The following is a 21,704-nucleotide window of genomic DNA, read 5'->3' as shown; positions in this document are numbered from 1 at the left end:
GAAATCCTCATACCCTGTTGATGGTACTGGCCGCCACGGCGGCGCCGAAACCGTTGTCGATGTTCACCACGGTGACCCCGGCGGCGCAGGAGTTGAGCATCCCGAGGAGGGCGGCGATGCCGCCGAATGAGGCACCGTACCCCACCGACGTGGGCACGGCAATGACCGGCCGGTCCACCAGACCTCCCACCACCGACGGAAGAGCACCTTCCATTCCAGCCACCACGATGAGGACACTGGCGGCGAAGAGCGTCTCGCGGCGCGCCAGGAGCCGGTGAATCCCCGCCACCCCCACGTCGTAGAGGTGTTCGGCGTCGTTTCCCAGCATCCGGAGAGTAACCAGCGCCTCAGCCGCCACCGGCAGGTCGGACGTCCCCGCCGAAATGACGAGCACTGTCCCCCGCCCCCGCTTTTCAACCGGTTTTTCCTCCAGGGTGAGGCAACGGGCATCGGCATGCCAGACCGCGGCGGGAAACGCTTCTTTCACCGCCAGGGCCTTGGCCTCGTCCAGCCGGGTCACGAGGACGTTGCTCCCCCGGGCGGACAGGGATGCCATAATCCGCTCGATCTGTCCGGCGCTCTTGCCGGCGCCGAAAATCACCTCGGGGAACCCTTGGCGCAAGCTCCGGTGGTGATCCACCATGGCATCCCCCACATCTTCGAAGGGGAGATGCCGCAGCCGCGCCAGTACCTCGTCCTCGCCGAGGGCGCCGTCCTTGAATGCATTCAGGAGATTCTTGAGTTCTTGCGGGTCCATGAAATCCTGCCGATCATCGGAATAATTTTACCAAAAAATAACACTGCAGGTGCTGAAAAGGAAGGATTTATGAATAAAAACAGAGGAAAATTGAGAAAGAAGCGATGGGAGGGGGCGGACTAAACCGCCCCCGGCAACTGGCAAGCGGGTTAACTGTGTTCGCGCGTGGCGTGGAACTGCAGGTCTTTCCAGTTGTCCATGGTGTTGTCGAGCCGCCACTGGGAGCCGGCCAGGTAGGCCAGATTCCCCTCGCCGTCGATGTAGCAGCTCATGACTTCCTTCTTCTGGAACTCCTCCAGCTTTTTCCTGTCGCCGGTCACCCACCGGGCCGTCGCATAGGCGGCGGGCTCGTAGGTGGCCCTCACGTTGTATTCGTGTTCCAGGCGGTGCATGACCACGTCGAACTGGAGCACCCCCACGGCGCCGACAATCCAGTCGGCCCCCATGAGCGGCCGGAAGACCTGGGTGGTCCCCTCCTCGGCCAACTGGGTCAGCCCCTTCTCCAGCGCCTTGGACTTGAGAGGGTCCAGGAGCCGCACCTTGCGGAAATGTTCCGGGGCGAAATTGGGGATGCCGGTGAATTTCAGCTCTTCACCCATGGTGAAGGTGTCGCCGATCTTGATGGTGCCATGGTTGTGGATGCCGATGATGTCGCCGGGAAACGCCTCGTCCACGTTGGTCCGGTCCTGGGCCATGAAGATGGTGGCGTTGTTGATGGCCACTTCGCGGCCGAGGCGGACGTGGCGCACCTTCATCCCCCGGGTGAACTTGCCGGAACAGATGCGGAAGAAGGCGATCCGGTCCCGGTGGGCCGGGTCCATGTTCGCCTGGATCTTGAAGGCGAAGGCGGAGAAGGGCTCCTCGTAGGGAGAGACCGTGCGGCTGACCGCCTCCCGGGGAAGCGGCGCCGGGGCGTTCTCCACGAAGGTGTCGAGGAGCTGCTGGACCCCGAAGGTATTGATGGCGCTCCCGAAGAATACCGGCGTCTGAAGGCCGGCCAGGTACGCCTCCTCCTCGAAGGGATGGGCCGCTCCCTCCAGGAGTTCGATGTCGGCGCGGAGCTCCGCGGCCTGGGAGCCGAGGATTTCGTCGAGGCGGGGGTCATCAAGACCGGAGAGCGAAATGACGCTGCCGGTCCCCCGCTCAGCCTCGGCGTCGAAGATGATGAGTTCCTTGGTGTAGAGGTGGTAGGTCCCCCGGAACCTCTTCCCCATGCCGATGGGCCAGGTCATGGGGGCGCACTGGATCCTCAAGACTTTCTCGATTTCGTCGATAAGTTCAAAGGGATCCCGCCCTTCCCGGTCCAGTTTGTTGACGAAGGTCATAATGGGGGTGTGGCGGAGACGGCAGACATCCAGGAGCTTGATGGTCTGGCTCTCCACCCCTTTCACGGCGTCGATTACCATGAGGGCCGAGTCCACGGCGGTCAGAACCCGGTAGGTATCCTCGGAAAAATCGTTGTGGCCCGGGGTATCCAGAAGGTTCACCTCGTAGTCCCGGTAGGTGAACTTCATGACCGACGAAGTAACCGAAATGCCCCGCTGCTTCTCCATCTCCATCCAGTCCGAGGTGGCATGGCGGGCCGCTTTCCGGGCGCGCACCTCCCCGGCCTGCTGGATGGCGCCGCCGAAAAGCAGCAGCTTTTCGGTAATGGTGGTCTTGCCCGCGTCCGGGTGGCTTACGATGGCGAATGTGCGCCGGCGGTCGACTTCCTGCTCGTTATGCTTCTTCAATGTCTACTCCATATTCATTAAAGTATCTAAAAGCGCTGGACAAACGAAAGGCGAAGAGGATATCTTCGCCGGAATTAACTATACACGAACACGCCGTGCCCTGACAACCAATAGTATGCCCTCTATCTATCTCCCAGCAAGGATGAGACGATGAACGATCACTACCAGCTCGTGTCCGTTGCCGATGCCCGTGAAGACAGCCGCCAGATCATTGAAATCCTCGCAGCCATCAAAAAAGGGACACTTCCCAACGACCTGCGGCTCCTCAATTACTACCAGTCGATCCCTGTCAACTTCGGGGCGACGGTGGAGTCCATCGACGGCGACACGGTGGAGCTTGCGGTCCATCAACAGCAGGCAGTGGTCATGCACCTGGAAAAGCAGACTTTTCTCAAGAGCAGCCACTTTCCCCATGACGTACTGGCCGCCGTAAGCTACGTTAACATCGACAAGAGCGTGGCGATGGCGACCAAGTTCGCCTATGCGGTGATACGGGCCGAGCGGCGCCAGTTCGTGAGGGTTGAGGTGAAGGACCCGATCGCGGCGACGTTCAGCGCCCCCGGCGTAACGGTAACCGGCACCCTGAACGATATCTCCATCGGCGGCATCGCCATCGTCGCCGCCATCCCGAACCCGCCGGAAAACGCCCTGAAGGGATCCGCTCGCCTGGGGCTGCCCGGCGGCCCCTTCGAAATGCCCGCCACGCTCCTGCGGGTCATAACCACACCGGAGAAAAACATCGCCATCTGCGAAATCCAACCCGACGCCAGATCCGAGAAGGGGGTTTCGCAGTATATCTTCCAGCGGCAAGTGGAAATTATTCGCGAGTTGAAGGATTCAATCTTCTAGAAAGCTCCCGCCCCTACCGCCTGAACAGATAGCGATCCACCGACCAGGCCCCTGCGCCGGTAAAGATCAGCGCCAGCGCCATGCCCAAAAGCGCCAGGTTGTACTCGATACCATTTACTCGGCCGGGAGCGCAGGAGGCGTTCAGGAAAAACCCGCCTGCCCAGTGAACCTTATAAATGGCAACCGCCATGGTTGAGGCGATGCCGAAGGCCGACAGCCGGGTCAGGAAGCCGCAAAGGACTCCGATCCCTCCGCCGAATTCGGCAATGATGGCAAGGAGCGTGAGAATCGGCGGGATACCGAGTTTTGCTTCAAACGTGCTGAAAGTTGCCGTGAGCCCCTGGCCGCCGAAGGCTCCAAGGAGCTTCTGGGAACCATGGGCGATAAAGATGACGCCAAGGGGAATCCGGATCATGAGAAGCGCCAGGGAGTCTACTGCGGCGCCCATGTTTGACCTTGCCATGGGGGAGAAACCTCCTGCTTGATAAGCGTGCCGGCATCCTCGAAAAACCACCGTCGGCCATTGCTATTTTTGCCACAAAATACCGGCTCTCCGCAACGGTAAAAGCCACGGAGGAAAAGATACCATCCGATTGCCGCCAATAATATATTTGAGGGAGACCTGTCACATGGAGTAATATGGTCCGGTGACTGCAAAGCGCATCCCATCAGACAGCAAGGAGATACGAAACATGTTCTTTCCCACATTCCGCGCCCGCAGAATCAGGGGCAAAGAGGTTTTCCGCCGGATGGTCCGCGAGACCGCCCTGTCCGCCAACGACTTGATCTATCCCATGTTTTCCGCCTTCGGCAAGGGCATCAAAAAAGAAATATCCTCCATGCCGGGGATCTATCAGCAATCCATCGAGCACATCGTCGAGGAGGCCCAGGAGGTTTATGAGCTGGGAGTTCCAGCGGTCATCCTCTTCGGCATCCCCGAGACCAAGGACGCAGTGGGGAGCGACGCCTACGCCGAGCACGGAATCATCCAGGAGACGATCCGGGCACTGAAGAAGCAGGTGCCGGGGCTTGCGGTCATCACCGACGTCTGCATGTGCGAATACACCGACCACGGCCACTGCGGCATTATCAAGGACGGCGACGTGGACAACGACGAGACCCTGGAGCTCCTGGCAAAAGAGGCCCTCTCCCACGCCGAGGCCGGGGCCGACATGGTGGCGCCGTCGGACATGATGGACGGCCGGGTCATGGCAATCCGCGAGATCCTCGACAACCACGGCTACAAGCACATTCCCCTCATGAGCTACGCAGTGAAGTACGCCTCGGGCTACTACGGCCCGTTCCGGGAAGCAGCCGAGTCTACTCCCCAGTTCGGCGACCGCCGCTCCTACCAGATGGACGCGGGGAACCGCCGGGAAGCCATCCGCGAGGCCCGCATGGATGTGGAGGAAGGGGCCGACATCATCATGGTGAAGCCGGGGCTGCCGTATCTCGACATCGTCCGGGACCTGCGGGAAGAGTTCGATCTTCCCGTGGCGGTCTACAACGTCTCCGGCGAGTACAGCATGATCAAGGCCGCGGGCCGGGCCGGCTGGATCGACGAAGAGCGGGTCATGATGGAAACGCTCCTCTCCTTCAAGCGGGCCGGGGCGGACCTCATCCTCACCTACCACGCCAAGGAAGCGGCGCGGGTCCTCAAGAGAGGCTAGCCCGTCGTTTCTGTGCTACACTGAAAAGGCCTGCTCGTTTGAGCAGGCCTTTTTCATATCCACCGAATTCGTGGGTCCGGGGAACCCGATGGAGCGAATGTGTCCTGCTTCGTGGCCAATCCCGGCGAATGGAGCGTCAAGGCCGATCGTGTCTGAGCCCGGAGGGCGAGTTGATCGGCCAAAGCGGAATGAGCCCTGGATTGGCAGAAACAGGGCACTCTGAGCGGAGACGGGTTCCCGGACCCACGAATTCTTCCCCGAGGCACCACCATGAAACGCCTTCCCTTCCGCTACCTGGAACCCACCTTCTGCGCCGGGCTCCTGGACGACCCGGTCCTCCTGGTGAACGTCCGTCCCCTGGGGCGCGCGATCCTCATCGACTGCGGCCAACTCCATCACCTGGCAAAGCGGGTACTGAAATCCCTCGACGCCATCTTCGTAACCCACGCCCACATGGACCACTTCATGGGGTTCGACACCCTGGTCCGCCATATCCACGTCTCCCCCCGAACCGTCGACCTCTTCGGCCCACCGGGGATCGCCGGGAAGGTGGCGGCGAAACTCGCCGGCTACGACTGGAACCTCACCGAATCCTACTGGTGCGCCTTCCGGGTTCACGAGGTCCATCCCGGCCGTGTTCTCCACTTCTCCTTTCCCGGCGCTGAAGGTTTCCCGTGCTTGCCGGAGGGGGAAACGCCACGACAAGGGGCGGAAATCTACCGCAACGAATTCCTCACGGTGGACGCCGCCATCTGCGACCACAACGCCATCCCTACCCTCGCTTTCCGGATTACGGAACGCCCCTCCTTCTGGATCGACGGGGGGAAAATTGCGGCGGAAGGGATCGTGCCGGGGGAGTGGCTGCGGGAGCTGAAGAGCCGCTTTTACCGGGGGGAACTGGACGGAAGAACTATCGCCGTCCCGGCAATAGCGGCAGGCGGCGAGACAGTGCGCTCCATGGAAGGACGGCAGCTCTTCGAAGCGATCCGGCGCGCACAGGCGCCGGCCAGCATCGGCTACCTCACCGACATCGGAGCAAGCCCCGAAAACCTGGCCACGGCACGGCGGCTCCTGACCGGCGTCACGCTCCTTGCCTGCGAGTGCTCGTTTCTGGCCGCCGACCGGGACAAAGCCCGCAACTCGCACCACCTCTGCACGACGGATGTATCAGCCCTTGCCCGGGAGCTCAGTCCCGGCTGGCTTCTCCCCATGCACCTCTCAAAGAGCTACAACACGAAGGGCCACCTCATCTATGACGAGCTGGCCCTTTCGCCGGAAACCCGGCTGATCCGCCTCCCCGAGCACCTCACCCCGCGGCCGCTGCTGCCGGCGGAGTTCCCGAAGCTGGGGGGATGACCGAGGGGGAACTGGCACGGGAACTTAACGATTCCATATTGCAGCAGAAATTATTATCATGTATTATTGCTTCAGACAGCAACCAAACAATCAGGAGAAGGCAATGGCCCTGGCAAACCGTGCCGCACAAATCACCGGCAGGGAAGCAGTCCTTTCAAAGGCTGCCGTTTCCGCTGCGGGAATCCTTGGCCTGCCCCAGGTGAGGCTGGCACAGATCCTCGGGGTTAGCACCTCCACCGTGTCGAGGCTCCACGCCGGCACCTATCTCCTTTCCCCTGAAAAAAAGGAATGGGAGTTCGCCGTGCTCCTTGTCAGGCTGTTCCGCTCCCTCGACGCCATCGTCGGCGGCGATGCCAAAGACGCCCGGCGCTGGCTGAACAGCGCAAACCATGCCCTTGCCGGGCAGAAGCCTGCCGACCTGATCACCTCGACGGAGGGACTTGTCCGTGTCGTTTCCTACCTGGACGCCAGACGCGGTATCGTCTGAGGCCTGCCTCCGCACCGAGCGGATCTGGCGAATAGTCGAATCCCAGCACATCGCCTCCACCATGAAGCTCGTGGACACCCTGGCGGAACAGGAGTTGCTCGAAGACATCCTCGAACAGAGCAAGCCGCCGCTCCTCCCCGCTGCCCGCGAATTCGACTATCTCCTCACGGCCCCCTTTCGCTACATCCCCTTTCACCCCGGTTCCCGGTTCCGGTCCCCCACGGATCCGGGGGTTTTCTACGGAGCCGAATCGGTGCGGACCGCTGCGGCAGAAGTGGGCTACTGGCGGTGGAAATTCCTCCAGGAAACCGAAGGCCTTGAACGCCTCGGACCCGTTTCCCACACAGCATTCAGCGTTTCCATCCATGGCCGATGCGTCGATCTTCGGCTCCCCCCCTTCGACCGCTGCGAGGCGGAGTGGATGCATCCATCGGACTACGGCGCCACCCAAGCCTTCGGCAGAATTGCGCGCGAGGCCGGCATCGAGACGATCATCTACCGCTCCGTCAGGGCGGCGGAGCCCAGCTGGTGCGCGGCGGTCCTGACGCCCACGGCCTTTTCGATGAAAGAGCCGGACAGCGCCATGCAGACGTGGCACCTCGTCGTTACCGGAACCGAGGCCATCTGGCGCCGCGAGCACGGCGGGACCTTCTCGTTTCCCACTGCGCGGTGGGAAGCGCCGTAGAGTTGCCATCCATCAATGCCACAATAAGAAAGACGCTGATTTCTTGCCTTCTTGTAGTTGAGCTGTTTTAATGTGCACAGACTAAATATTCTGTTTGGGTAGATCACCGGTTCACGCGCGTGCGTGAACCGGTCAATCACGAGTTGGATCGGTGACCCAGAAGGGAAAAATAAGCAGGAATCGCTCTACGCTTTGAGGTGCTAGATGGCGTTTAAATTGATTTTCGACGAAGCTACAATGGAAAATCTTATACCAAAATTGTCTGGACATCCGATCTATGCTGCGCCAGGTGGCGGCTTATTCACACCTGGTATAGTAGATATTCTTGGCGAAGAAGGGATATCGGATCGCTGGCAACCAGGAAATGATCTCACGAGGCAGTTGGTCCTCGGCGCGGAAGCGTGTCGTGATGTACTATTTTACATAAATCAGTTTCTTGACCAAAAAACCAGAAGACGTGCAATTAACCGCATGGCGGTACCAGTTTGCAGCATGATAGACGTTGTATTGCAACTTCTAACAGTAACAAACCATGAAGGGGCTCGTAAGATTCGGGACAATTCCTGGCCACCTCAGGATCGTGACACCTACCAAAAGGTTGCCAGGCGTCTAAGAAAAAACAAAGCTCACAGGTCTCTCCGAAAGGTTCGTAATAAAATTGCAGCACATTTAGATTCAGACATTTTTACTGACAGAACCACACGACTAACCCATGATGATATTTTAGCACCCCTTGGTGACTGTCTTGTTTTGCTCATGCTCTCGATCAATTACCCATCTGAATTGTTCTGTTGGATTCGACCTGTTGGGCTTCTTGAGGATAAACAACACCTAGTCGTAGAAACAATGTATTCATACCCTCTCTGTGTTCGATGGATTTCTGACTTAGAAGGTCATGTAAAGGACGTTGATTCAATGATGATAGCAGCAGACCCTCGTCACGAGCTTCAAGAACCAATTATGGAAACAGTAGGGACATATAATAGCCTAATAAAGGCCGTTAATAGCCACTTGCCTCCAATCTACATGATTCCAACAAAAGATTTACTTCACGGTGAACTAAGGGAGCCTGCCACTTCTTCCAGTGAGGTTAAAGCAGTGGAGCCTAGCCAAGAAAAATTAATCTTATTGCTCCGGTGATTAAACGTTCAAATCAGGCAGCATAGGCGATCTTTGGATGCCTGAAGTAGTTTCGGACATGTTGTGGCCTATTTTGAAGTTTTCGCATGAATGATCTGGTTTTCTTGGTCAGTTCCTTCTCTGATCGAGGAGGAAGCCCAGACCGGATACAATGCTTGAGGTCCCCATTGAGATACTCATCGGGATTGAGTTCCGGCGAGTACGAGGGGAGATAAAAGACCTCGATTTGGTCTTTGTTCTCCAACAGCCAGTCTTTGACCATTTTGCTGTGGTGCACCCGTAAGTTGTCCAAAATCAGAAACACCTTGCGGCCCGCATCCTTGATCAACCGAGACATGAATTTAATCAGCACCTGGGCAGTCATGGTTTCCCGGTACATCATGAACCGGACTTTCCCCTGATTTGTAATGGATGAGATCATGTTGACCCGGCTTTTCGTGGCGTTAATTCGCACGACTGGCGTTTTCCCTTTGGGGGCAAAACCTTTGGTATTGTAAGCATCGTTCTGAATGCCGGTCTCGTCACCCCAGTGAATTTCGGCCTTTTCCTGTTTGGCGCGGGCCTGAATCTGGGGGTAGACCGTCTCATGCCACTGTTGAACCGCCTTTGGGTTTTGCTCGTAGGCTCTTTTCGTCGGTTTCTGAGGGGTAAAGCCCCACCGCTTCAGATAGTCGGTGATGGTTCGTAGCGGCAAATCTATGCCGTAATGTTGCTTGATTGCCAACCGTACGGCATCACGGGTCCAGAGTGCGAAGGACAATTTCAACTGATCGGGCGTCTTATCGACTAGCAACTTCTGGATATCAGCCTCTTGCATGGCTGTCAGTTCTCGTTGTTCCCCGTGACGGCGACCACGAACCCCTGGCTTGATGGCATCCAGACCGCCACGTTGGTACTTTTTCCAGATCGTACTGATGTAGGTTGAACACAAACTGTTAGCGGCAATGTAAAAATGACCCACTTCGGAAATTGAAAATTGACCCACTCTTCCTGATAACCTAGCCGACCTGGAGGGTCGGCATGATCGGAAAGGAAGAGTGTATGGAAGTCAGAATTCTCAAGAAGCAGGGCAAGAGCATTCGTGAGATCTCGCGGATCACCGGGCTATGCCGAAACACGGTCAGAAAGTTTCTCAGGTCGACCGCCGATCCCCGTTACAAAGAACGGGTGAAGCGACCGGGGAAGCTTGACCCATTTAAAGCGTTTCTCGAAGAGCGGGTAAAGGCGGCGCTGCCGCATCGGATTCCCGCTCCGGTGCTTGCTCGGGAGATCAAAAGCCTTGGCTACGAGGGCTGCGAACGCACCGTCAGAACGTTTTTGGCGACACTGTATTCCCGCGTCACGCCGGAACCCGTTGTCCGGTTCGAAACGGAGCCCGGCAAGCAGATGCAAGCTGATTGGTGCGAACTGCGCAAGGGGAAGCACCCGCTGTACGCGTTCGTGGGAACTCTAGGTTTCAGCCGGGATTCGTTCGTCATCTTCACCACCAGCCAGGCGTTCGACGTCCTTCGGGAGTGCCACGAGATGGCATTCTCCTTCTTCGGCGGCGTCCCGCGCGAAGTGCTCTATGACAACATGAAGACCGTCGTGCTGGAGCGAAACGCCTTCGGTGAGGGTAACCACCGCTTCCACTCCGGCCTGTGGGACACCGCCAAGCATTTCGGGTTCATCCCCAGGCTGTGCAAGCCGTACCGGGCCAAGACCAAGGGGAAGGTAGAACGGTTCAACCGCTACCTGCGGTACAGCTTCTACTACCCGCTGGTCTCGCGCCTGAAGCAGGCAGGATTAACCCTCGATGTAGCGACCGCGAACATCGAGGTCCGAAACTGGCTTAAGGACGTAGCCAACTGCCGCATCCATGGCGAAACCGGCGAGCGGCCCTGCGATCGGCTCGAAATAGAGCGACCGGCGATGCTGTCGTTGCCGCCAAGGGTTGCGGTCGAGCCGGGCAAGCCGGAAATCATCACTCCAATGCCGTGGCCGGTGATCCCGCTTCAGCGCCCAGCCTCCTTTTATGAGCAGATCCTTCAGGAGGGGCGGCTATGAGCGACATCCAGCACCAGCGCATGGTTACTCTCTGCGACGACTTGAAGTTTCTGGCGGTGACCGATGTGTACGCCGACCTTGCCGATGCCGCGGCAAAGCAGGAGTCCTCCTACATCGACTACCTCGAACAGGTCCTCAAGGCCGAGAACGAGGTCCGGCAAGGCCGCTCACGCCACACAATGGCAAAGCTCGCCGGCTTTCCCGCGATCAAGACCCTCGAGGATTATGACTTTGAGTTCGCCACCGGAGCCCCGAAGCAGCGAATCCTGGACCTGTCGGCGATGGCGTTTTTAGAGCGCCGGGAGAATGTAATCCTGCTCGGGCCCAGCGGCACCGGCAAGACTCATCTCGCCATCGCGCTCGGCTATCGGGCAACCCAGTGCGGCGTGAAGGTGCGCTTCATCTCCGCCGCCGATCTGATGCTGCAACTCGAAAGCGCCCAGCGGCAGGGGCGGTACAAGGAAGTAATGCGGCGCAGTGTCCTGGGGCCGAGACTGCTCATCATTGATGAGATTGGGTACCTCCCGTTCAGCGAAACGCAGGCGAACCTGTTCTTCCAGGTAATCGCCAAAAGGTACGAGACCGGGTCCGTCATTCTCACCTCGAACCTGAGTTTCGGAGAATGGGAACAGGCTTTCGGCGGCAATACGGCACTGACATCAGCCATGCTCGACCGGCTGCTGCACCACTCCCACGTTATCCAGATCAGGGGCGACAGCTATCGACTGAAAGAGAAGCGACGCGCTGGCATTCTCGGACAGCAACTACCGACACCTCAGATTGATGATTAACCCAGGAAGGTGGGTCATTTTTCAATTTCCGATCAACCGGTAAGGTGGGTCAATTTTCGATTGCCGTTGACACAAACCGACGATTTCTGAAATGGCTTGATTGTCCAGTTCGCCTTTTTCTTTGAGACGAACGACTTGCTTGCGAAGTTCATACTGTGTTTCTTGATTTAGCTTGCGGGCATCTGTAGTTTTCATGCCCGAAGTATATCACAAATTATAGTAAATTTGAATATTTATTCACCGAGTCAATAGCGAAAACGTCCCCTACTTGAACGGGCTAGGGGAAGGCTGTTAGACGGGGTATTGATAAATTGATAACTCGAAAAGAAGGATTCCAACCAGGAAGTTGGACCGGTCGCAGCCGGTCAACTTCCGGCCCGTTATGAGGAAGTATGAGAGTCAATACCAACGAGATATCATTCGTAATTCCCGAGGACTGGGTGAATGAAGCTGGTTTCTCGTCAGAGCCGAACGGAAAATCTCATTATGAATACGAAAATAGCGAAAATATTTTCCTAGTGAGTGTCGCTGAGGTTTTCCCGAAAATAAGAGGAGAAAACGTCCCAATTTTCAAAGGCGGTGAATCCGACGGGGTGTTTAAAACAGCAAGAGAGAGGACAGTCTCAATTCTAAAAGCTATTGAACTTGGAGTTCCACTTCCACCGGTGGAGGTTGTGAATTTGAATGGCGATAAAAAATACAAGTTTAAGCTAATTGCAGGCTGTCACAGATTCCATTGCTCCATAGCTGCTGGCTTTGAAAAAATTCCAGCTGTTTATGGGTTCGACATAAACTCGCTATAGGCAAACTCATAAACCAGGTCGGTGGAGCGGTGAATCCCGCCCACCGCCCACGACGTTTCCTCACCCTCCTCGCCTCACTCCCCCGCCAGCCACCCCTCGATCCGGGCCAGCTCATCTCCCCAACCCGCCCCAAGGCGGACCTTCAGGAATTCCGCGTAGAGGCTGTCGAAAAACTGAAGCCCCTGCTCGACGACGTACATCCGCTCGTAGAAGGCGGCCTCCCGCTCGCTCCCCTCGTCCACGTGGTCCCCCTTCTCAATGGCCACCTTGGGGGATTTGAAGGAGGCGAAGTGGAAGAGCTCCCCCTTGAGGGTCAGCTTCCAGATGTTCTCATCCTGCTCCAGGTAGATGGTGGACTCGGTGATCCGCTTGCCGTGGGCGAGGGCGGTCACTGCCTCCCGGAAGTGGTCCTGGGGGCCGGCCACGGTGATTTTCTGGGTGCCGGCCTCGCCGACGCTCATGAGCACGAGGCGGTCGTTGAGATAGGCCACGAAGGGGTCGTCGGCCAGGGCCGGGCCGGGCCGGTTCACCCGGTACTCGGACGCCTCGGTCATGGTCCGGTGGAGGAGCCAGAGGAGGAAGTCCCATCCGAGCCACTGGTTGCTCCGGATCAGATCGATGGCTGCGTCGCTGGTGGCGAGGTTCGCTTTCTCCAGGGCAGGCATCAACTCCTCGCCCACGACGGCCTCGGCCCTGGCATAGGGATGAATCGCCACCAGGCGCGCCCCCTCGAAGGTCTTCTTGAACTGGGCCTCGAAGAGCTCGATGATGGGGGCCGAGAGAGAGGTAAAGGTGACGATGCCGGTGCGGGTATCCCAGACCGCATCCCACGTTGAGGGGACCGGCAGGGTCTTGGTCAGGAGGTTCAGGCGCACCGACTCCTTAAGCTCTTCCCGCTTCTGTTTCGGCACCCGGTTGAAACCGGGGTTGGCAGCAAGATACTCGTGCTCGGCCACCTGGAGGTAGGCTTTCACCAGGGCGGCGGGAAGCTTGCGCTGGTCGCGGCGGAGGGTGAAGACCACGTAATGGTCGCGCCAGAAGGCCGAGGGAGTGTCGAAGCTCATCTGCCGGTGGTCGTCCAGGTGGACCCACCCCACGGACTGCTCGGCCGCCCCCTGGTCGATGGGCTGAAAGGCCTGCTTGACGAGATTTTCGGCGACATAGGAATAGAGATCGCCGGAGGGGAGGTCCCCGGTAACCTTGAACTGACAAACGGCGACGGTGCCGGAAAGAATGCCCATAGTTTCACTCCTTGCTCACGAAATTGAAGGGGTGAAGTGATACACCCATTGGGGCTCCGAGGGCAAGCACTTTTGTAGGAGCCGACACGACAGATGGCCCTGATGAAAAAAATATTATAGTTTTCGTCGCTGGGGTCGATACGTTTCCATGGGGGCGCACTTTCCATAAAGCGCACCATTTCGTCTGAAAGAGGAGCCTGCAATGCCACTTAGCTTTACCGTCGGAGGCGCAACACTGAACGAGGCGGACCTGGTCGCCCACATGGTCGGGGCAGTGAAAAATATCTTCTCCACGATGGTCTTTATCGACGATCTTGCCGACAGCTACCCTCTGGATAAGCCGGTCTCCCATTTCACCTGCAGCATTTCGGGGATGGTGGGGCTCGGCGGAGACTGCTCGGGAATGGTTGGGCTCCACATACCCGAAGAACTGGCCCGGGAGGTCACGGCATCCATGCTCGGCATGGGTCTGGACGAACTCGAAGATGAAGGGGACGTGAACGACGCCATCGGCGAGATAACCAACATGCTGGCCGGCGAGATAAAGATGATTTTCTCGGGAAGGGGAATGAACGTCTGCCTCTCGACGCCATCGGTCATCGCCGGCAAGGAATACTCGGTGGAAGTAGTTTCCAGCGGCGCGGCGGTTGTTGTCCCCTTCGAGCGGGGAGAGCAGCGGTTCCTGACGACGCTGCAACTGGAGGGATGCTGAAAACTGTCCGGGCTTCCTCCTTTTCTTTTCGCCCCCTTGCGGTAAACTTGGTGGGCAATCAATCCGAAAAGGAGGACATTTTAAATGCAGGAACGCTCAGGAATCATCACCTTTAAGGGAAATCCCATGACCCTTGTGGGCCCGGCTCTCAATGTCGGGGACAAGGCCCCCGCCTTCACTGCCGTCGACACCGGCCTTGCACCGGTGTCCCTGGCCGATTTTTCCGGAAAAATCAAGATTATCAGCGCCGTTCCTTCCCTCGACACCCCGGTCTGCGACACCGAAACACGCCGCTTCAACCAGGAGGCGGCCGCGCTCCCCGACAACACCGTCCTCCTCACCGTGAGCATGGACCTCCCCTTCGCCCAGAAGCGCTGGTGCGGCGCCGCCGGCATCGAGCGGGTGAAAACCCTTTCCGATTACCGGGACCGCGCCTTCGGCCTCGCCTACGGAGTCCTCATCAAGGAACTGATGCTTCTTTCCCGTGTAATCTTCGTAATCGATTCGACAGACACCATCCGGTACATCCAGATTGTTCCGGAAGTGACCAGCGAGCCCGACTACGCCGCGGTACTGGCTGCGGCCAAAACTCTGCTTTAGGATCAGCCGCTCTGCTGAAATGCGAAAGGCCCGCTCAATGCGGGCCTTTCATGTTTCGGGGAAACGCTGTCCGTGCTACTGCTCGTAAGGTTTCCAGTAACCAAGCCGCGTGTCGATGTTGCGGCTTTCCCCGGAAATCTGGTCAAGAACCCAGTCAACCACACTGAAAAAAACGAGGGGGATACCGAACAAAACCGCCGAAAAAAGCCAGATAATTCCCTTCCAAGCCATAATCACCATTTGCGCCATTGCTGTTTCTCCTTCCCTATTCAGTATTTTCGTCGTGCATTGACGGTTAGCAACAGTCAATAAATACGCTCCTGTGCGAAAAAGTCAATACCGGAAACCAGGTCCGCTCACCGCTTCTTCACCCGAAACCCCGCCTTTTCCAGCTTTGCCAGGTCGAGTCCTCCGTTCCCTCTCTCCTCCCGAGGGGGCCGTTCTCCCTTGGGCCGCGGCGCTCCCCCTTCCGCCGCCTCGCGGATGGAAAGGGAAATCCGCTTGCGGGCCCCGTCCACGGCCAGGACCTTCACCTTCACCACCTCCCCCACCCGGACCGCCTCGTTGGGGTCCTTCACGAACCGGGACGCCAGATGGCTCACGTGGACGAGGCCGTCCTGGTGGACGCCGATGTCCACGAAGGCGCCGAAGGCGGTGACGTTGGTCACCACCCCCTGGAGGATCATCCCCTCCTTGAGGTCCGCGATCTCCCGGATGTCGTCCCGAAAGGCGGCGGTCTTGAACTCCTCCCGGGGGTCCCGCCCCGGTTTTTTCAGTTCCGCCGCAATGTCCCGCAGGGTCGGAAGCCCCACGGCCTCGGTAACATACCGCTTGAGGTCGATCCGCGCCGCCAGGGCCGGGTCGGCGGCAAGCTGTGCCAGGGAGACCCCCAGGTCCGCGGCCATGGCCTCCACCACCGGGTAGCGCTCCGGGTGGACGGCGGTGTTGTCCAGGGGATGCTCGCCACCCCGGATGCGAAGGAAGCCCGCCGCCTGCTCGAAAGCCTTCTCGCCAAAGCGGGGGACCTTCAGGAGCCCCCGCCGGGAGGCGAAGGGGCCCTCGGCGTCACGCCGGGCCACGATGGCCTTGGCCAGGGACTGCCCCACGCCGGAAACATAGGATAGGAGCGCCCAGGAGGCGGTGTTGAGATCGACGCCGACAAAGTTGACGCACGATTCCACCACATCATCCAGGGCCTTTTTCAGGGCCTTCTGGTCCACGTCGTGCTGGTACTGCCCCACGCCGATGCTCTTGGGGTCGATCTTCACCAGCTCCGCCAGGGGGTCCTGGAGGCGGCGGGCGATGGAGATGGCCCCCCGCACCGTGAGGTCCAGCTCCGGGAACTCCTCCCGGGCGATCTCCGACGCCGAGTAGACGCTGGCCCCGGCCTCGCTAACCATGACCACCGGCAACCGCTTCCCAGCCTCGGCCAGGGTCTCCTTGGCAAACTGCTCGATCTCCCGCCCGGCGGTGCCGTTCCCCACGGCGATCATCTCGGCACCGTGGGCCTCCACGAGCCGCAGCAAATCTTTTTTTGCCCCGGCGACGCGACCCTCGCCGGTGTGGGGGTAAATGGTCACATGCTCCAGGAAGCGGCCGGTGCCGTCCATCGCCGCCAGTTTCGAGCCGGTCCGAAGCCCCGGGTCGATGCCGAGAACCCGCTTCCCCCCGGCCGGCGGGGCCAGGAGCAGGTTCCGCAGGTTCTGGGCAAAGACCCGGATGGCCGCCTCGTCGGCCAGCTTCTTCGCCTCCAGCCGCAGCTCCACCTCGATGGAGGGGGCCAGGAGCCGCTTGTAGGCATCCTCGGCCACCCGTTCCAGGAGCGGCCGGAAGATGCTCTCCCGGCTCGCGAGCCGGGCCTTGAGGCCGGCGTGGATCTCCGGCACCGGCGCCTCGACTGCCAGGAGCAGCACCTCCTCCTTCTCCCCCCGGCGCATAGCGAGCATCCGGTGGGAGGGGACGATCTTCAGGGGCTCCCGGTGGTCGTAGTACATCTCGAACTTGGTGACCGCCTCCTTCTTGTCGCCGGCCACGCGGGAGGCGAAGATGCCGTCGTCCCAGGTGAGGCGCCGCACAAAGGCCCGGGCGTCGGCATCGTCGGCCAGCCGCTCCGCCAGAATATGCCCCGCCCCATCCAGGGCCGCCGCCGCATCGGGGACTTCTTTTTCCGGGTCCACGAAGGGGAGCGCCGCCTCCTCCGGCGTGCCGGCCGTAAGCTCCTGGGCCGCCATGATATCCGCCAGGGGCTCCAGCCCCCGCTCCTTGGCGATGGTGGCCTTGGTGCGGCGCTTGGGCTTGTAGGGGAGGTAGAGATCCTCCACTTCCGTCTTCTGCCGGGAGCCCTCGATGCGGAGCTTCAGCTCAGGGGTCAGCTTCCCCTGCTCCTCGATGGATTTCAGCACCGTAACCTTCCGCTCCTCCAGCTCGGAGAAGTAGGCAAGGCGCTCCTCCACGGTGCGGATCTGCACCTCGTCCAGCTCCCCGGTCCGCTCCTTCCGGTAGCGGGCGATGAACGGCACCGTGGCCCCCTCCTTCAGGAGCTCCACGGTGTTTTCCACCTGGAACGGCTTCAGGCCGGTCTCTTCGATGATGAACGCAATGATTTTCGTGAGAATGTCGCTGCTCTGGCTCATGGTTGGTCCTTTGTACGGCGGGATGAAAAGGGGATGGATACTACCACAGGGGAGTTCGGTTGAAAAGGGAGGGAACGACGGCGCGCTCAGCGGTGGTCGATGCGGCAGGAACCGCCGTCGCAGGGGGGCGTTCGGCGGGGGAAATATTTCCGGATGCGGGCGAAGCCCCGGTAGCCGAGCCGGGCCAGAAGGTTCACGCCGGGGGCCATGACGAGTGCCCCGAGGAACCCGTAGAGGGTCGAGGCCGGGAAAGCCTGCCATATGGCCCAGAAGGCCTCCACGGCGCGATAGACCCGGCCGGACCGGTCGATGGCGTGCATCCGGGCCATGAACTCGTCGAGGGTGATGCCGTAGGGAGACGGGTCGAAGGAATGGTCACTGATGTCGACAAAGATAAGGCGCCCCCCGTGGTTCTTGCTCCGGTAGTGGGACATCTCCGCCGCGCAGACGGAGCAGGCGCCGTCGTAGAAGACCGTCAAGGGAAATGCGGGAGGTGTCGGCATCGGAGTCCTCCTCAGGGATAGAGTCGGAAGAGCTGCTCCACCACGCAGGCGGGCTTCGGCTCCCCGTCGATCTCCACGGTGATCTCGTAAGTGATCTGCACCGCATCCCCCAGGGGCTCCAGGCCCGTGAGCCTGGTTCGGGCCCGGATGCGGGAGCCGCACTTCACCGGCGCCGGGAACCGGACCCGGTTGAGGCCGTAGTTGACCCGCAGGCGCATGCCGGGGTAGTTCCGCTCGAACTGTCCCGGCGCGTTGGCCTCGGTGAGGAAGGGGAGAAGCGACAGGGTCAGAAAACCGTGGGCGATGGTGGTGCCATAGGGGGATTCGCGCCGGGCCCGCTCCGGATCGGTATGGATCCACTGGACGTCGCCGGTGGCCGCGGCAAAGGCGTCGATCCGCGCCTGCTCCATCACCAGCCAGGGCCCCACGTGGATCTCGGTGCCGAGCTTGGGAGAGAGGAAAGCGATAAGTTCGTCTGCTGCGGGCACGGGTGAACCTCCTGAAAAAACCTATTCATAACACGGAGCAACGGAGCACACGGAGGAATCAAAAACTCGATCCAGAAGCCATGCACAAACGTTACTGGCACAATCCTCCAGGAAAATCAAAGAAATCTTCTCAGATTTTACTCCGTGTGCTCCGTTGCTCCGTGTTTCAAAGTTTTTTCGGCTTCAATGCTCAGAAATCGATACCAAGCTCCGCAAGCTGCCGCAGGGCGGTACCGGCCCAGTCCCGGTTGGCGGCGGGACTGGCGGGGCTCGGGTGGATGATCCGCCCCACCTCCACGTTGAGACCGGCCAGGGCCTCGCGGCAGCGCCCCTCGGCAAACCCGCCGACGCCGATGACCACCCGCGGTTGCAGCAGTTCCACGGTCCGGCGCAGGGCCAGGTCGCAGGCGGCGAAGAGTGGCTCCTGCTCCCCCCGGCGCAGCTTGTCCGGGGTGATGTTGCCACCGTCGGCGGTGAGGAAGAGGAGCGGGCAGTAGTTGGCCACGAAGAAGCGGCCGAAGAAACGCTCCGGCGTCCCGAACCGCTCCCGGATGAGCCCCCAGAGCCGCCGGCCGCTCACCTCGCTCCGTCGGCAGGCGAAGCCGTCGACCCGCTTCTTCGGGTGCTCCTCCGCTGGCCGCCCGACCGTCCCGGTGATCCCGAGCCACTCGGTCACCACCCCGATCTCCCCGAAGGGGACGCCGGTCTGGGCCATCCCCCATGGGCCGGGGTTCATGCCGACGAAGAGGGCCTCCTTGGGGGGCGATCCGAAGCGGGATAGATAGGCGGAGTGGGGCTCTCGGGCGTAGACAAGGGGGTTGTAGACGTGGGCCACCGGCGATGAAAAGGAAAGCCCCTCAAGATCGGCGGCCAAGGTGTCGGCAATGGTCGCAAGTCCCGTCATCGATTCGCCTCCATGACCCGCCGGATCCGCTCCTCGGTGACCGGATGGGTGGAGAAGTAGTCGCCAAGGGATTTCTTCTTTTCCGTTCCGGTTTCGCCGCTCTTCTTCCGGTGCTCCGCTTCGAGTCGGCCCAGCATGTCGGCGTAGCTCTTCAGGGGAATTCCCCGGCGTTTCAGGTATTCCACCGCCGCGTCGTCGGCCTCCGTTTCGAAGCTGCGGGAATAGGAGGCGTCGATGAGGGCCGTTGGGAGCGTGGCTGCCAGGGAAGTGATGGAGGTGATGTCGCCGGTGATGGCGGCGACCACAAGGCCCGTGGCCGAATTCTGGAGAACGTGGCGCAGGGCGTGGCGGTGCCGCACGTGCCCCATCTCGTGGGCCAGGACGCCGATCAGTTCGTCGTCGCTTGCGGCCATCTCCACAAGGCGGTCGGTGACGACGATGATTCCCGACGGGAGCGCCAGGGCATTGGCCCCCAGGGTGTCGCTCTTGCGAAATTCCAGCCGGTAGCCGGCGGCAAAGGGGAGCTCCCGGGTCATGCGGGAGAAATGGGTTGTGAGCTCCCGGCGCCGGGAATCGGGGAGCCGGGACGCTGTGAAGACGAGCTTGTCGAGCATCGCAAGGCTCTCCCGCCCCAGGGAGACCTCGGTGGCCGGGGGAACGGCCCGGGCGACCCGCTCGGCCATGGCGGGGATGCCGAAGGCCACAAAGCCCCATACCACCGCCACAGTCAACACGAGAGCCACCAGGGCCAGGGGGAGGCTCCGCTCCCAACGGTGGATCACGGCCGAAGTTTTCCCTTTCCCCTGGCGCCGCAGAAGCTCGTCCATGAAGCGGGCGTCGCTCACTTCGCAGAGGGCGCCGGAGGGGAAGCGGACCGACCGCCGCGCCGTGGACAGCGGCGCAGAGATGACGAGGCGGGCAAGCTCGGCGGAAACATCCACCCCCTCCCCCGCCACGACGAGGCGGTTCCCCTCCAGGGTGAGGCGCACGGTCCGCCGGGCCGAGGTCTTGCCGTCGTAGTAGATGCCGGGCGCCGTCATCACAGGGCCACGTCGATGCCGAAAATGTCGCCGATCTCCTCGCCGGCAGCCCCCACGTCCCCCTGGAACCCGGCCCGGAATGCCTCCATATCCGCAATCCCCTCCACGGAGAGGGTCTCGAACCGGTACCGGGCAAGCCGCACCGACGCCCACGGGATCATGAGGCCAAGGCTCGCGATGATGGCAACGGCGTTGGAAAGGTAGAGCCAGGCCATATCCCGGACCCGAAGCCGGCTCACAAAGCTGCTTCCGGCAATGCGCGTGCTGTTCCAGGTAAGGTTGGCCAGGGCGGTCTGCACATAGACTACGACAAAGAAATAGAGGAGCGGCAGGGTTAATGCCATGAGTGCGGCCACCATCATCTGCGTGCGCCCCAGGTCGGCATCGGCCAGGAGCGCCCCCCCTTCGGCCAGGGTGGAGACCATGGAGAAGGCCGCCGGCAGCACCACGATGATGAGAAGCGCCAGCCACCCCGCCGCCTTCAGGAAGAGGAAGTAGTAATCCTTCCCGGTGGCCGTGAAGGTGAAAGGCGTCCGGCCGTAGGAGCTTTGCTCCACCAGGAACTTCTTCTGGCGGAAGATGAGATAGGGGAAGATGAGTCCCAGGGTGAACGGCAGGAGGAAGGCAAGGCCGGCGTAGACCACGTAGGCCTCCCGGTACTCCTCCCTGAAGCCGAACCGGAGGTTGCGGTAGCTGGAGTTGCGGCAGTTGAACAGCCGCGACCGGACCACGAGCCACGGCACCGTGAAGAAGAAAAGGAAGCCGAGAAATGACGAAACACTCGGCGCATAACGGGTCCCCGCCGTGTAGAGCAGGAACGCCAGGACCCCGATAAGCCACCCCCGGAAGAGGGCCTTGGGGTCGGCCAGGTAGTCGAAGGGACTTCCGTCCAGAAGGGTATTGCCGTAGAAGTAACGGCGCTTGCGGACCTTGGCCCAGGCCGAATAGGCCCCGAGGGTCACTATCTTCAGGAGCGTGTTGACGATCCAGATGCCGAAATACTCCTTCGCCGACCCGGTGAAGGTGAAGCGGAGGCTTCTTGGGAGAGCCGGACGGCGGGGGGCGGATTGTGCATCTGCCGCCGGCGGAACCACCGCCGGTGCCGCAGCCCCAGGAGCCGGTTCAGCCGGCCGCTCCCCCCCCCTGGCAAAAACGAACTTCCCGCCGCAGCTGGGACAGGTCACCCGCGCCCCGTCGGGAATGGCGCCGGCGGGCATCTCCTTGGTAAACCGGCAGTGGGGGCAACTCACCTGCTCCATGGCGGCA

Annotated in this window: 24 protein-coding genes; 11 read left to right on the top strand and 13 right to left on the bottom strand. The window is 60.5% G+C overall.

The annotated features are described in order from the left end of the window. Nucleotides 1-7: 7 nt before the first annotated feature. A complete protein-coding gene (gene larB / locus JZM60_RS06805; RefSeq protein WP_207164761.1) occupies nt 8-757 on the bottom strand; it encodes a nickel pincer cofactor biosynthesis protein LarB in 750 nt (249 codons plus the stop codon). A gap of 149 nt (nt 758-906) precedes the next feature. Then, on the bottom strand, nt 907-2,490 hold the full coding sequence (locus JZM60_RS06800) for a peptide chain release factor 3 (protein WP_207164759.1): 1,584 nt from the start codon (nt 2,488-2,490) through the stop codon (nt 907-909). Nucleotides 2,491-2,640: 150 nt separating this feature from the next. Between JZM60_RS06800 and JZM60_RS06795 the strand changes: the two genes are divergently transcribed. Then, nucleotides 2,641-3,339, top strand: coding sequence for a PilZ domain-containing protein (locus JZM60_RS06795; protein WP_207164757.1), 699 nt, complete (start codon nt 2,641-2,643; stop codon nt 3,337-3,339). Between the two features lie 13 nt (nt 3,340-3,352). Here the strand turns inward: JZM60_RS06795 and JZM60_RS06790 are convergent, their stop codons facing one another. Continuing rightward, the gene (locus JZM60_RS06790) at nt 3,353-3,802 is read right to left on the bottom strand and encodes a DoxX family protein (protein ID WP_207164755.1); all 450 of its coding nucleotides are present in this window, start codon (nt 3,800-3,802) and stop codon (nt 3,353-3,355) included. Nucleotides 3,803-4,031: 229 nt separating this feature from the next. Here JZM60_RS06790 and hemB point away from each other — a divergent pair, with 229 nt between their 5' ends. From hemB to JZM60_RS06765, 5 genes are all read left to right on the top strand, one after another. Further along, a complete protein-coding gene (gene hemB / locus JZM60_RS06785; RefSeq protein ID WP_207164753.1) occupies nt 4,032-5,009 on the top strand; it encodes a porphobilinogen synthase in 978 nt (325 codons plus the stop codon). A gap of 270 nt (nt 5,010-5,279) precedes the next feature. Beyond that, nucleotides 5,280-6,365 (top strand): ribonuclease Z, encoded by a 1,086-nt coding sequence (locus JZM60_RS06780; protein WP_207164751.1) that lies wholly within the window; start codon nt 5,280-5,282, stop codon nt 6,363-6,365. A gap of 103 nt (nt 6,366-6,468) precedes the next feature. Further along, nucleotides 6,469-6,852 (top strand): antitoxin Xre/MbcA/ParS toxin-binding domain-containing protein, encoded by a 384-nt coding sequence (locus JZM60_RS06775; protein ID WP_207164749.1) that lies wholly within the window; start codon nt 6,469-6,471, stop codon nt 6,850-6,852. Next, on the top strand, nt 6,812-7,537 hold the full coding sequence (locus tag JZM60_RS06770) for an RES family NAD+ phosphorylase (RefSeq protein WP_241426390.1): 726 nt from the start codon (nt 6,812-6,814) through the stop codon (nt 7,535-7,537). The genes JZM60_RS06775 and JZM60_RS06770 overlap by 41 nt, the downstream gene beginning before the upstream one ends. A gap of 204 nt (nt 7,538-7,741) precedes the next feature. Beyond that, on the top strand, nt 7,742-8,677 hold the full coding sequence (locus JZM60_RS06765; RefSeq protein WP_207164747.1) for a hypothetical protein: 936 nt from the start codon (nt 7,742-7,744) through the stop codon (nt 8,675-8,677). Nucleotides 8,678-8,690: 13 nt separating this feature from the next. Here the strand turns inward: JZM60_RS06765 and JZM60_RS06760 are convergent, their stop codons facing one another. Beyond that, nucleotides 8,691-9,638 (bottom strand): IS630 family transposase, encoded by a 948-nt coding sequence (locus tag JZM60_RS06760; RefSeq protein WP_241426423.1) that lies wholly within the window; start codon nt 9,636-9,638, stop codon nt 8,691-8,693. Between the two features lie 59 nt (nt 9,639-9,697). Here JZM60_RS06760 and istA point away from each other — a divergent pair, with 59 nt between their 5' ends. Both istA and istB read left to right on the top strand, forming a co-directional pair. Then, the gene (gene istA / locus JZM60_RS06755; protein WP_207163102.1) at nt 9,698-10,723 is read left to right on the top strand and encodes an IS21 family transposase; all 1,026 of its coding nucleotides are present in this window, start codon (nt 9,698-9,700) and stop codon (nt 10,721-10,723) included. Next, nucleotides 10,720-11,514, top strand: a complete 795-nt coding sequence (gene istB / locus JZM60_RS06750; RefSeq protein WP_207163103.1) for an IS21-like element ISGme4 family helper ATPase IstB — start codon at nt 10,720-10,722, stop codon at nt 11,512-11,514. Before istA ends, istB begins: the two co-directional genes overlap by 4 nt. Before the next feature lie 21 nt (nt 11,515-11,535). Here the strand turns inward: istB and JZM60_RS06745 are convergent, their stop codons facing one another. Continuing rightward, the gene (locus tag JZM60_RS06745) at nt 11,536-11,709 is read right to left on the bottom strand and encodes a hypothetical protein (protein ID WP_207164743.1); all 174 of its coding nucleotides are present in this window, start codon (nt 11,707-11,709) and stop codon (nt 11,536-11,538) included. 197 nt (nt 11,710-11,906) lie between these two features. Here JZM60_RS06745 and JZM60_RS06740 point away from each other — a divergent pair, with 197 nt between their 5' ends. After that, a complete protein-coding gene (locus JZM60_RS06740) occupies nt 11,907-12,317 on the top strand; it encodes a hypothetical protein (RefSeq protein WP_207164741.1) in 411 nt (136 codons plus the stop codon). Between the two features lie 74 nt (nt 12,318-12,391). Here the strand turns inward: JZM60_RS06740 and rdgC are convergent, their stop codons facing one another. Further along, the gene (gene rdgC / locus JZM60_RS06735; RefSeq protein ID WP_207164739.1) at nt 12,392-13,558 is read right to left on the bottom strand and encodes a recombination-associated protein RdgC; all 1,167 of its coding nucleotides are present in this window, start codon (nt 13,556-13,558) and stop codon (nt 12,392-12,394) included. A gap of 202 nt (nt 13,559-13,760) precedes the next feature. Between rdgC and JZM60_RS06730 the strand changes: the two genes are divergently transcribed. Continuing rightward, entirely contained in the window at nt 13,761-14,270 is a 510-nt protein-coding gene (locus JZM60_RS06730; RefSeq protein ID WP_207164737.1) for a chemotaxis protein CheX, read from the top strand. A gap of 84 nt (nt 14,271-14,354) precedes the next feature. Next, nucleotides 14,355-14,870 carry a thiol peroxidase gene (tpx, locus tag JZM60_RS06725; protein WP_207164735.1) on the top strand — a complete coding sequence of 172 codons (516 nt, stop codon included), beginning with the start codon at nt 14,355-14,357 and terminating at the stop codon, nt 14,868-14,870. Between the two features lie 75 nt (nt 14,871-14,945). On the opposite strand, the gene JZM60_RS06720 is transcribed toward tpx, so the two are convergent. From JZM60_RS06720 to JZM60_RS06690, 7 genes are all read right to left on the bottom strand, one after another. Then, on the bottom strand, nt 14,946-15,119 hold the full coding sequence (locus JZM60_RS06720; protein ID WP_207164733.1) for a hypothetical protein: 174 nt from the start codon (nt 15,117-15,119) through the stop codon (nt 14,946-14,948). A 107-nt stretch (nt 15,120-15,226) separates the two neighbouring features. Then, a complete protein-coding gene (locus tag JZM60_RS06715) occupies nt 15,227-17,503 on the bottom strand; it encodes a Tex family protein (RefSeq protein ID WP_207164731.1) in 2,277 nt (758 codons plus the stop codon). An 86-nt stretch (nt 17,504-17,589) separates the two neighbouring features. Further along, nucleotides 17,590-18,006, bottom strand: coding sequence for a thiol-disulfide oxidoreductase DCC family protein (locus JZM60_RS06710; RefSeq protein WP_207164729.1), 417 nt, complete (start codon nt 18,004-18,006; stop codon nt 17,590-17,592). An 11-nt stretch (nt 18,007-18,017) separates the two neighbouring features. Then, nucleotides 18,018-18,494 carry a MaoC family dehydratase gene (locus JZM60_RS06705; RefSeq protein WP_207164727.1) on the bottom strand — a complete coding sequence of 159 codons (477 nt, stop codon included), beginning with the start codon at nt 18,492-18,494 and terminating at the stop codon, nt 18,018-18,020. Nucleotides 18,495-18,684: 190 nt separating this feature from the next. Beyond that, entirely contained in the window at nt 18,685-19,398 is a 714-nt protein-coding gene (locus tag JZM60_RS06700; protein ID WP_207164726.1) for a uracil-DNA glycosylase family protein, read from the bottom strand. Beyond that, nucleotides 19,395-20,438 carry a M48 family metallopeptidase gene (locus JZM60_RS06695; protein ID WP_207164725.1) on the bottom strand — a complete coding sequence of 348 codons (1,044 nt, stop codon included), beginning with the start codon at nt 20,436-20,438 and terminating at the stop codon, nt 19,395-19,397. The genes JZM60_RS06700 and JZM60_RS06695 overlap by 4 nt, the downstream gene beginning before the upstream one ends. Then, complete coding sequence (locus JZM60_RS06690; RefSeq protein WP_207164724.1) at nt 20,438-21,697, bottom strand: YjgN family protein; 1,260 nt, start codon at nt 21,695-21,697, stop codon at nt 20,438-20,440. Before JZM60_RS06690 ends, JZM60_RS06695 begins: the two co-directional genes overlap by 1 nt. Nucleotides 21,698-21,704 lie beyond the last annotated feature (7 nt).

This window comes from Geobacter benzoatilyticus (assembly GCF_017338855.1).
GTDB lineage: Bacteria > Desulfobacterota > Desulfuromonadia > Geobacterales > Geobacteraceae > Geobacter > Geobacter benzoatilyticus.
This window is presented reverse-complemented; position numbering and strand designations above follow the sequence as displayed.

Bases quoted from the DNA above. Each gene is read 5' to 3' on its own strand.
- larB (WP_207164761.1), bottom strand. From the start codon at position 757: ATGGACCCGCAAGAACTCAAGAATCTCCTGAATGCATTCAAGGACGGC.
- JZM60_RS06795 (WP_207164757.1), top strand. From the start codon at position 2,641: ATGAACGATCACTACCAGCTCGTGTCCGTTGCCGATGCCCGTGAAGAC.
- JZM60_RS06790 (WP_207164755.1), bottom strand. From the start codon at position 3,802: ATGGCAAGGTCAAACATGGGCGCCGCAGTAGACTCCCTGGCGCTTCTC.
- hemB (WP_207164753.1), top strand. From the start codon at position 4,032: ATGTTCTTTCCCACATTCCGCGCCCGCAGAATCAGGGGCAAAGAGGTT.
- JZM60_RS06780 (WP_207164751.1), top strand. From the start codon at position 5,280: ATGAAACGCCTTCCCTTCCGCTACCTGGAACCCACCTTCTGCGCCGGG.
- JZM60_RS06775 (WP_207164749.1), top strand. From the start codon at position 6,469: ATGGCCCTGGCAAACCGTGCCGCACAAATCACCGGCAGGGAAGCAGTC.
- JZM60_RS06765 (WP_207164747.1), top strand. From the start codon at position 7,742: ATGGCGTTTAAATTGATTTTCGACGAAGCTACAATGGAAAATCTTATA.
- istA (WP_207163102.1), top strand. From the start codon at position 9,698: ATGATCGGAAAGGAAGAGTGTATGGAAGTCAGAATTCTCAAGAAGCAG.
- istB (WP_207163103.1), top strand. From the start codon at position 10,720: ATGAGCGACATCCAGCACCAGCGCATGGTTACTCTCTGCGACGACTTG.
- JZM60_RS06745 (WP_207164743.1), bottom strand. From the start codon at position 11,709: ATGAAAACTACAGATGCCCGCAAGCTAAATCAAGAAACACAGTATGAA.
- JZM60_RS06740 (WP_207164741.1), top strand. From the start codon at position 11,907: ATGAGAGTCAATACCAACGAGATATCATTCGTAATTCCCGAGGACTGG.
- rdgC (WP_207164739.1), bottom strand. From the start codon at position 13,558: ATGGGCATTCTTTCCGGCACCGTCGCCGTTTGTCAGTTCAAGGTTACC.
- JZM60_RS06730 (WP_207164737.1), top strand. From the start codon at position 13,761: ATGCCACTTAGCTTTACCGTCGGAGGCGCAACACTGAACGAGGCGGAC.
- tpx (WP_207164735.1), top strand. From the start codon at position 14,355: ATGCAGGAACGCTCAGGAATCATCACCTTTAAGGGAAATCCCATGACC.
- JZM60_RS06720 (WP_207164733.1), bottom strand. From the start codon at position 15,119: ATGGCGCAAATGGTGATTATGGCTTGGAAGGGAATTATCTGGCTTTTT.
- JZM60_RS06715 (WP_207164731.1), bottom strand. From the start codon at position 17,503: ATGAGCCAGAGCAGCGACATTCTCACGAAAATCATTGCGTTCATCATC.
- JZM60_RS06710 (WP_207164729.1), bottom strand. From the start codon at position 18,006: ATGCCGACACCTCCCGCATTTCCCTTGACGGTCTTCTACGACGGCGCC.
- JZM60_RS06700 (WP_207164726.1), bottom strand. From the start codon at position 19,398: ATGACGGGACTTGCGACCATTGCCGACACCTTGGCCGCCGATCTTGAG.
- JZM60_RS06695 (WP_207164725.1), bottom strand. From the start codon at position 20,438: ATGACGGCGCCCGGCATCTACTACGACGGCAAGACCTCGGCCCGGCGG.
- JZM60_RS06690 (WP_207164724.1), bottom strand. From the start codon at position 21,697: ATGGAGCAGGTGAGTTGCCCCCACTGCCGGTTTACCAAGGAGATGCCC.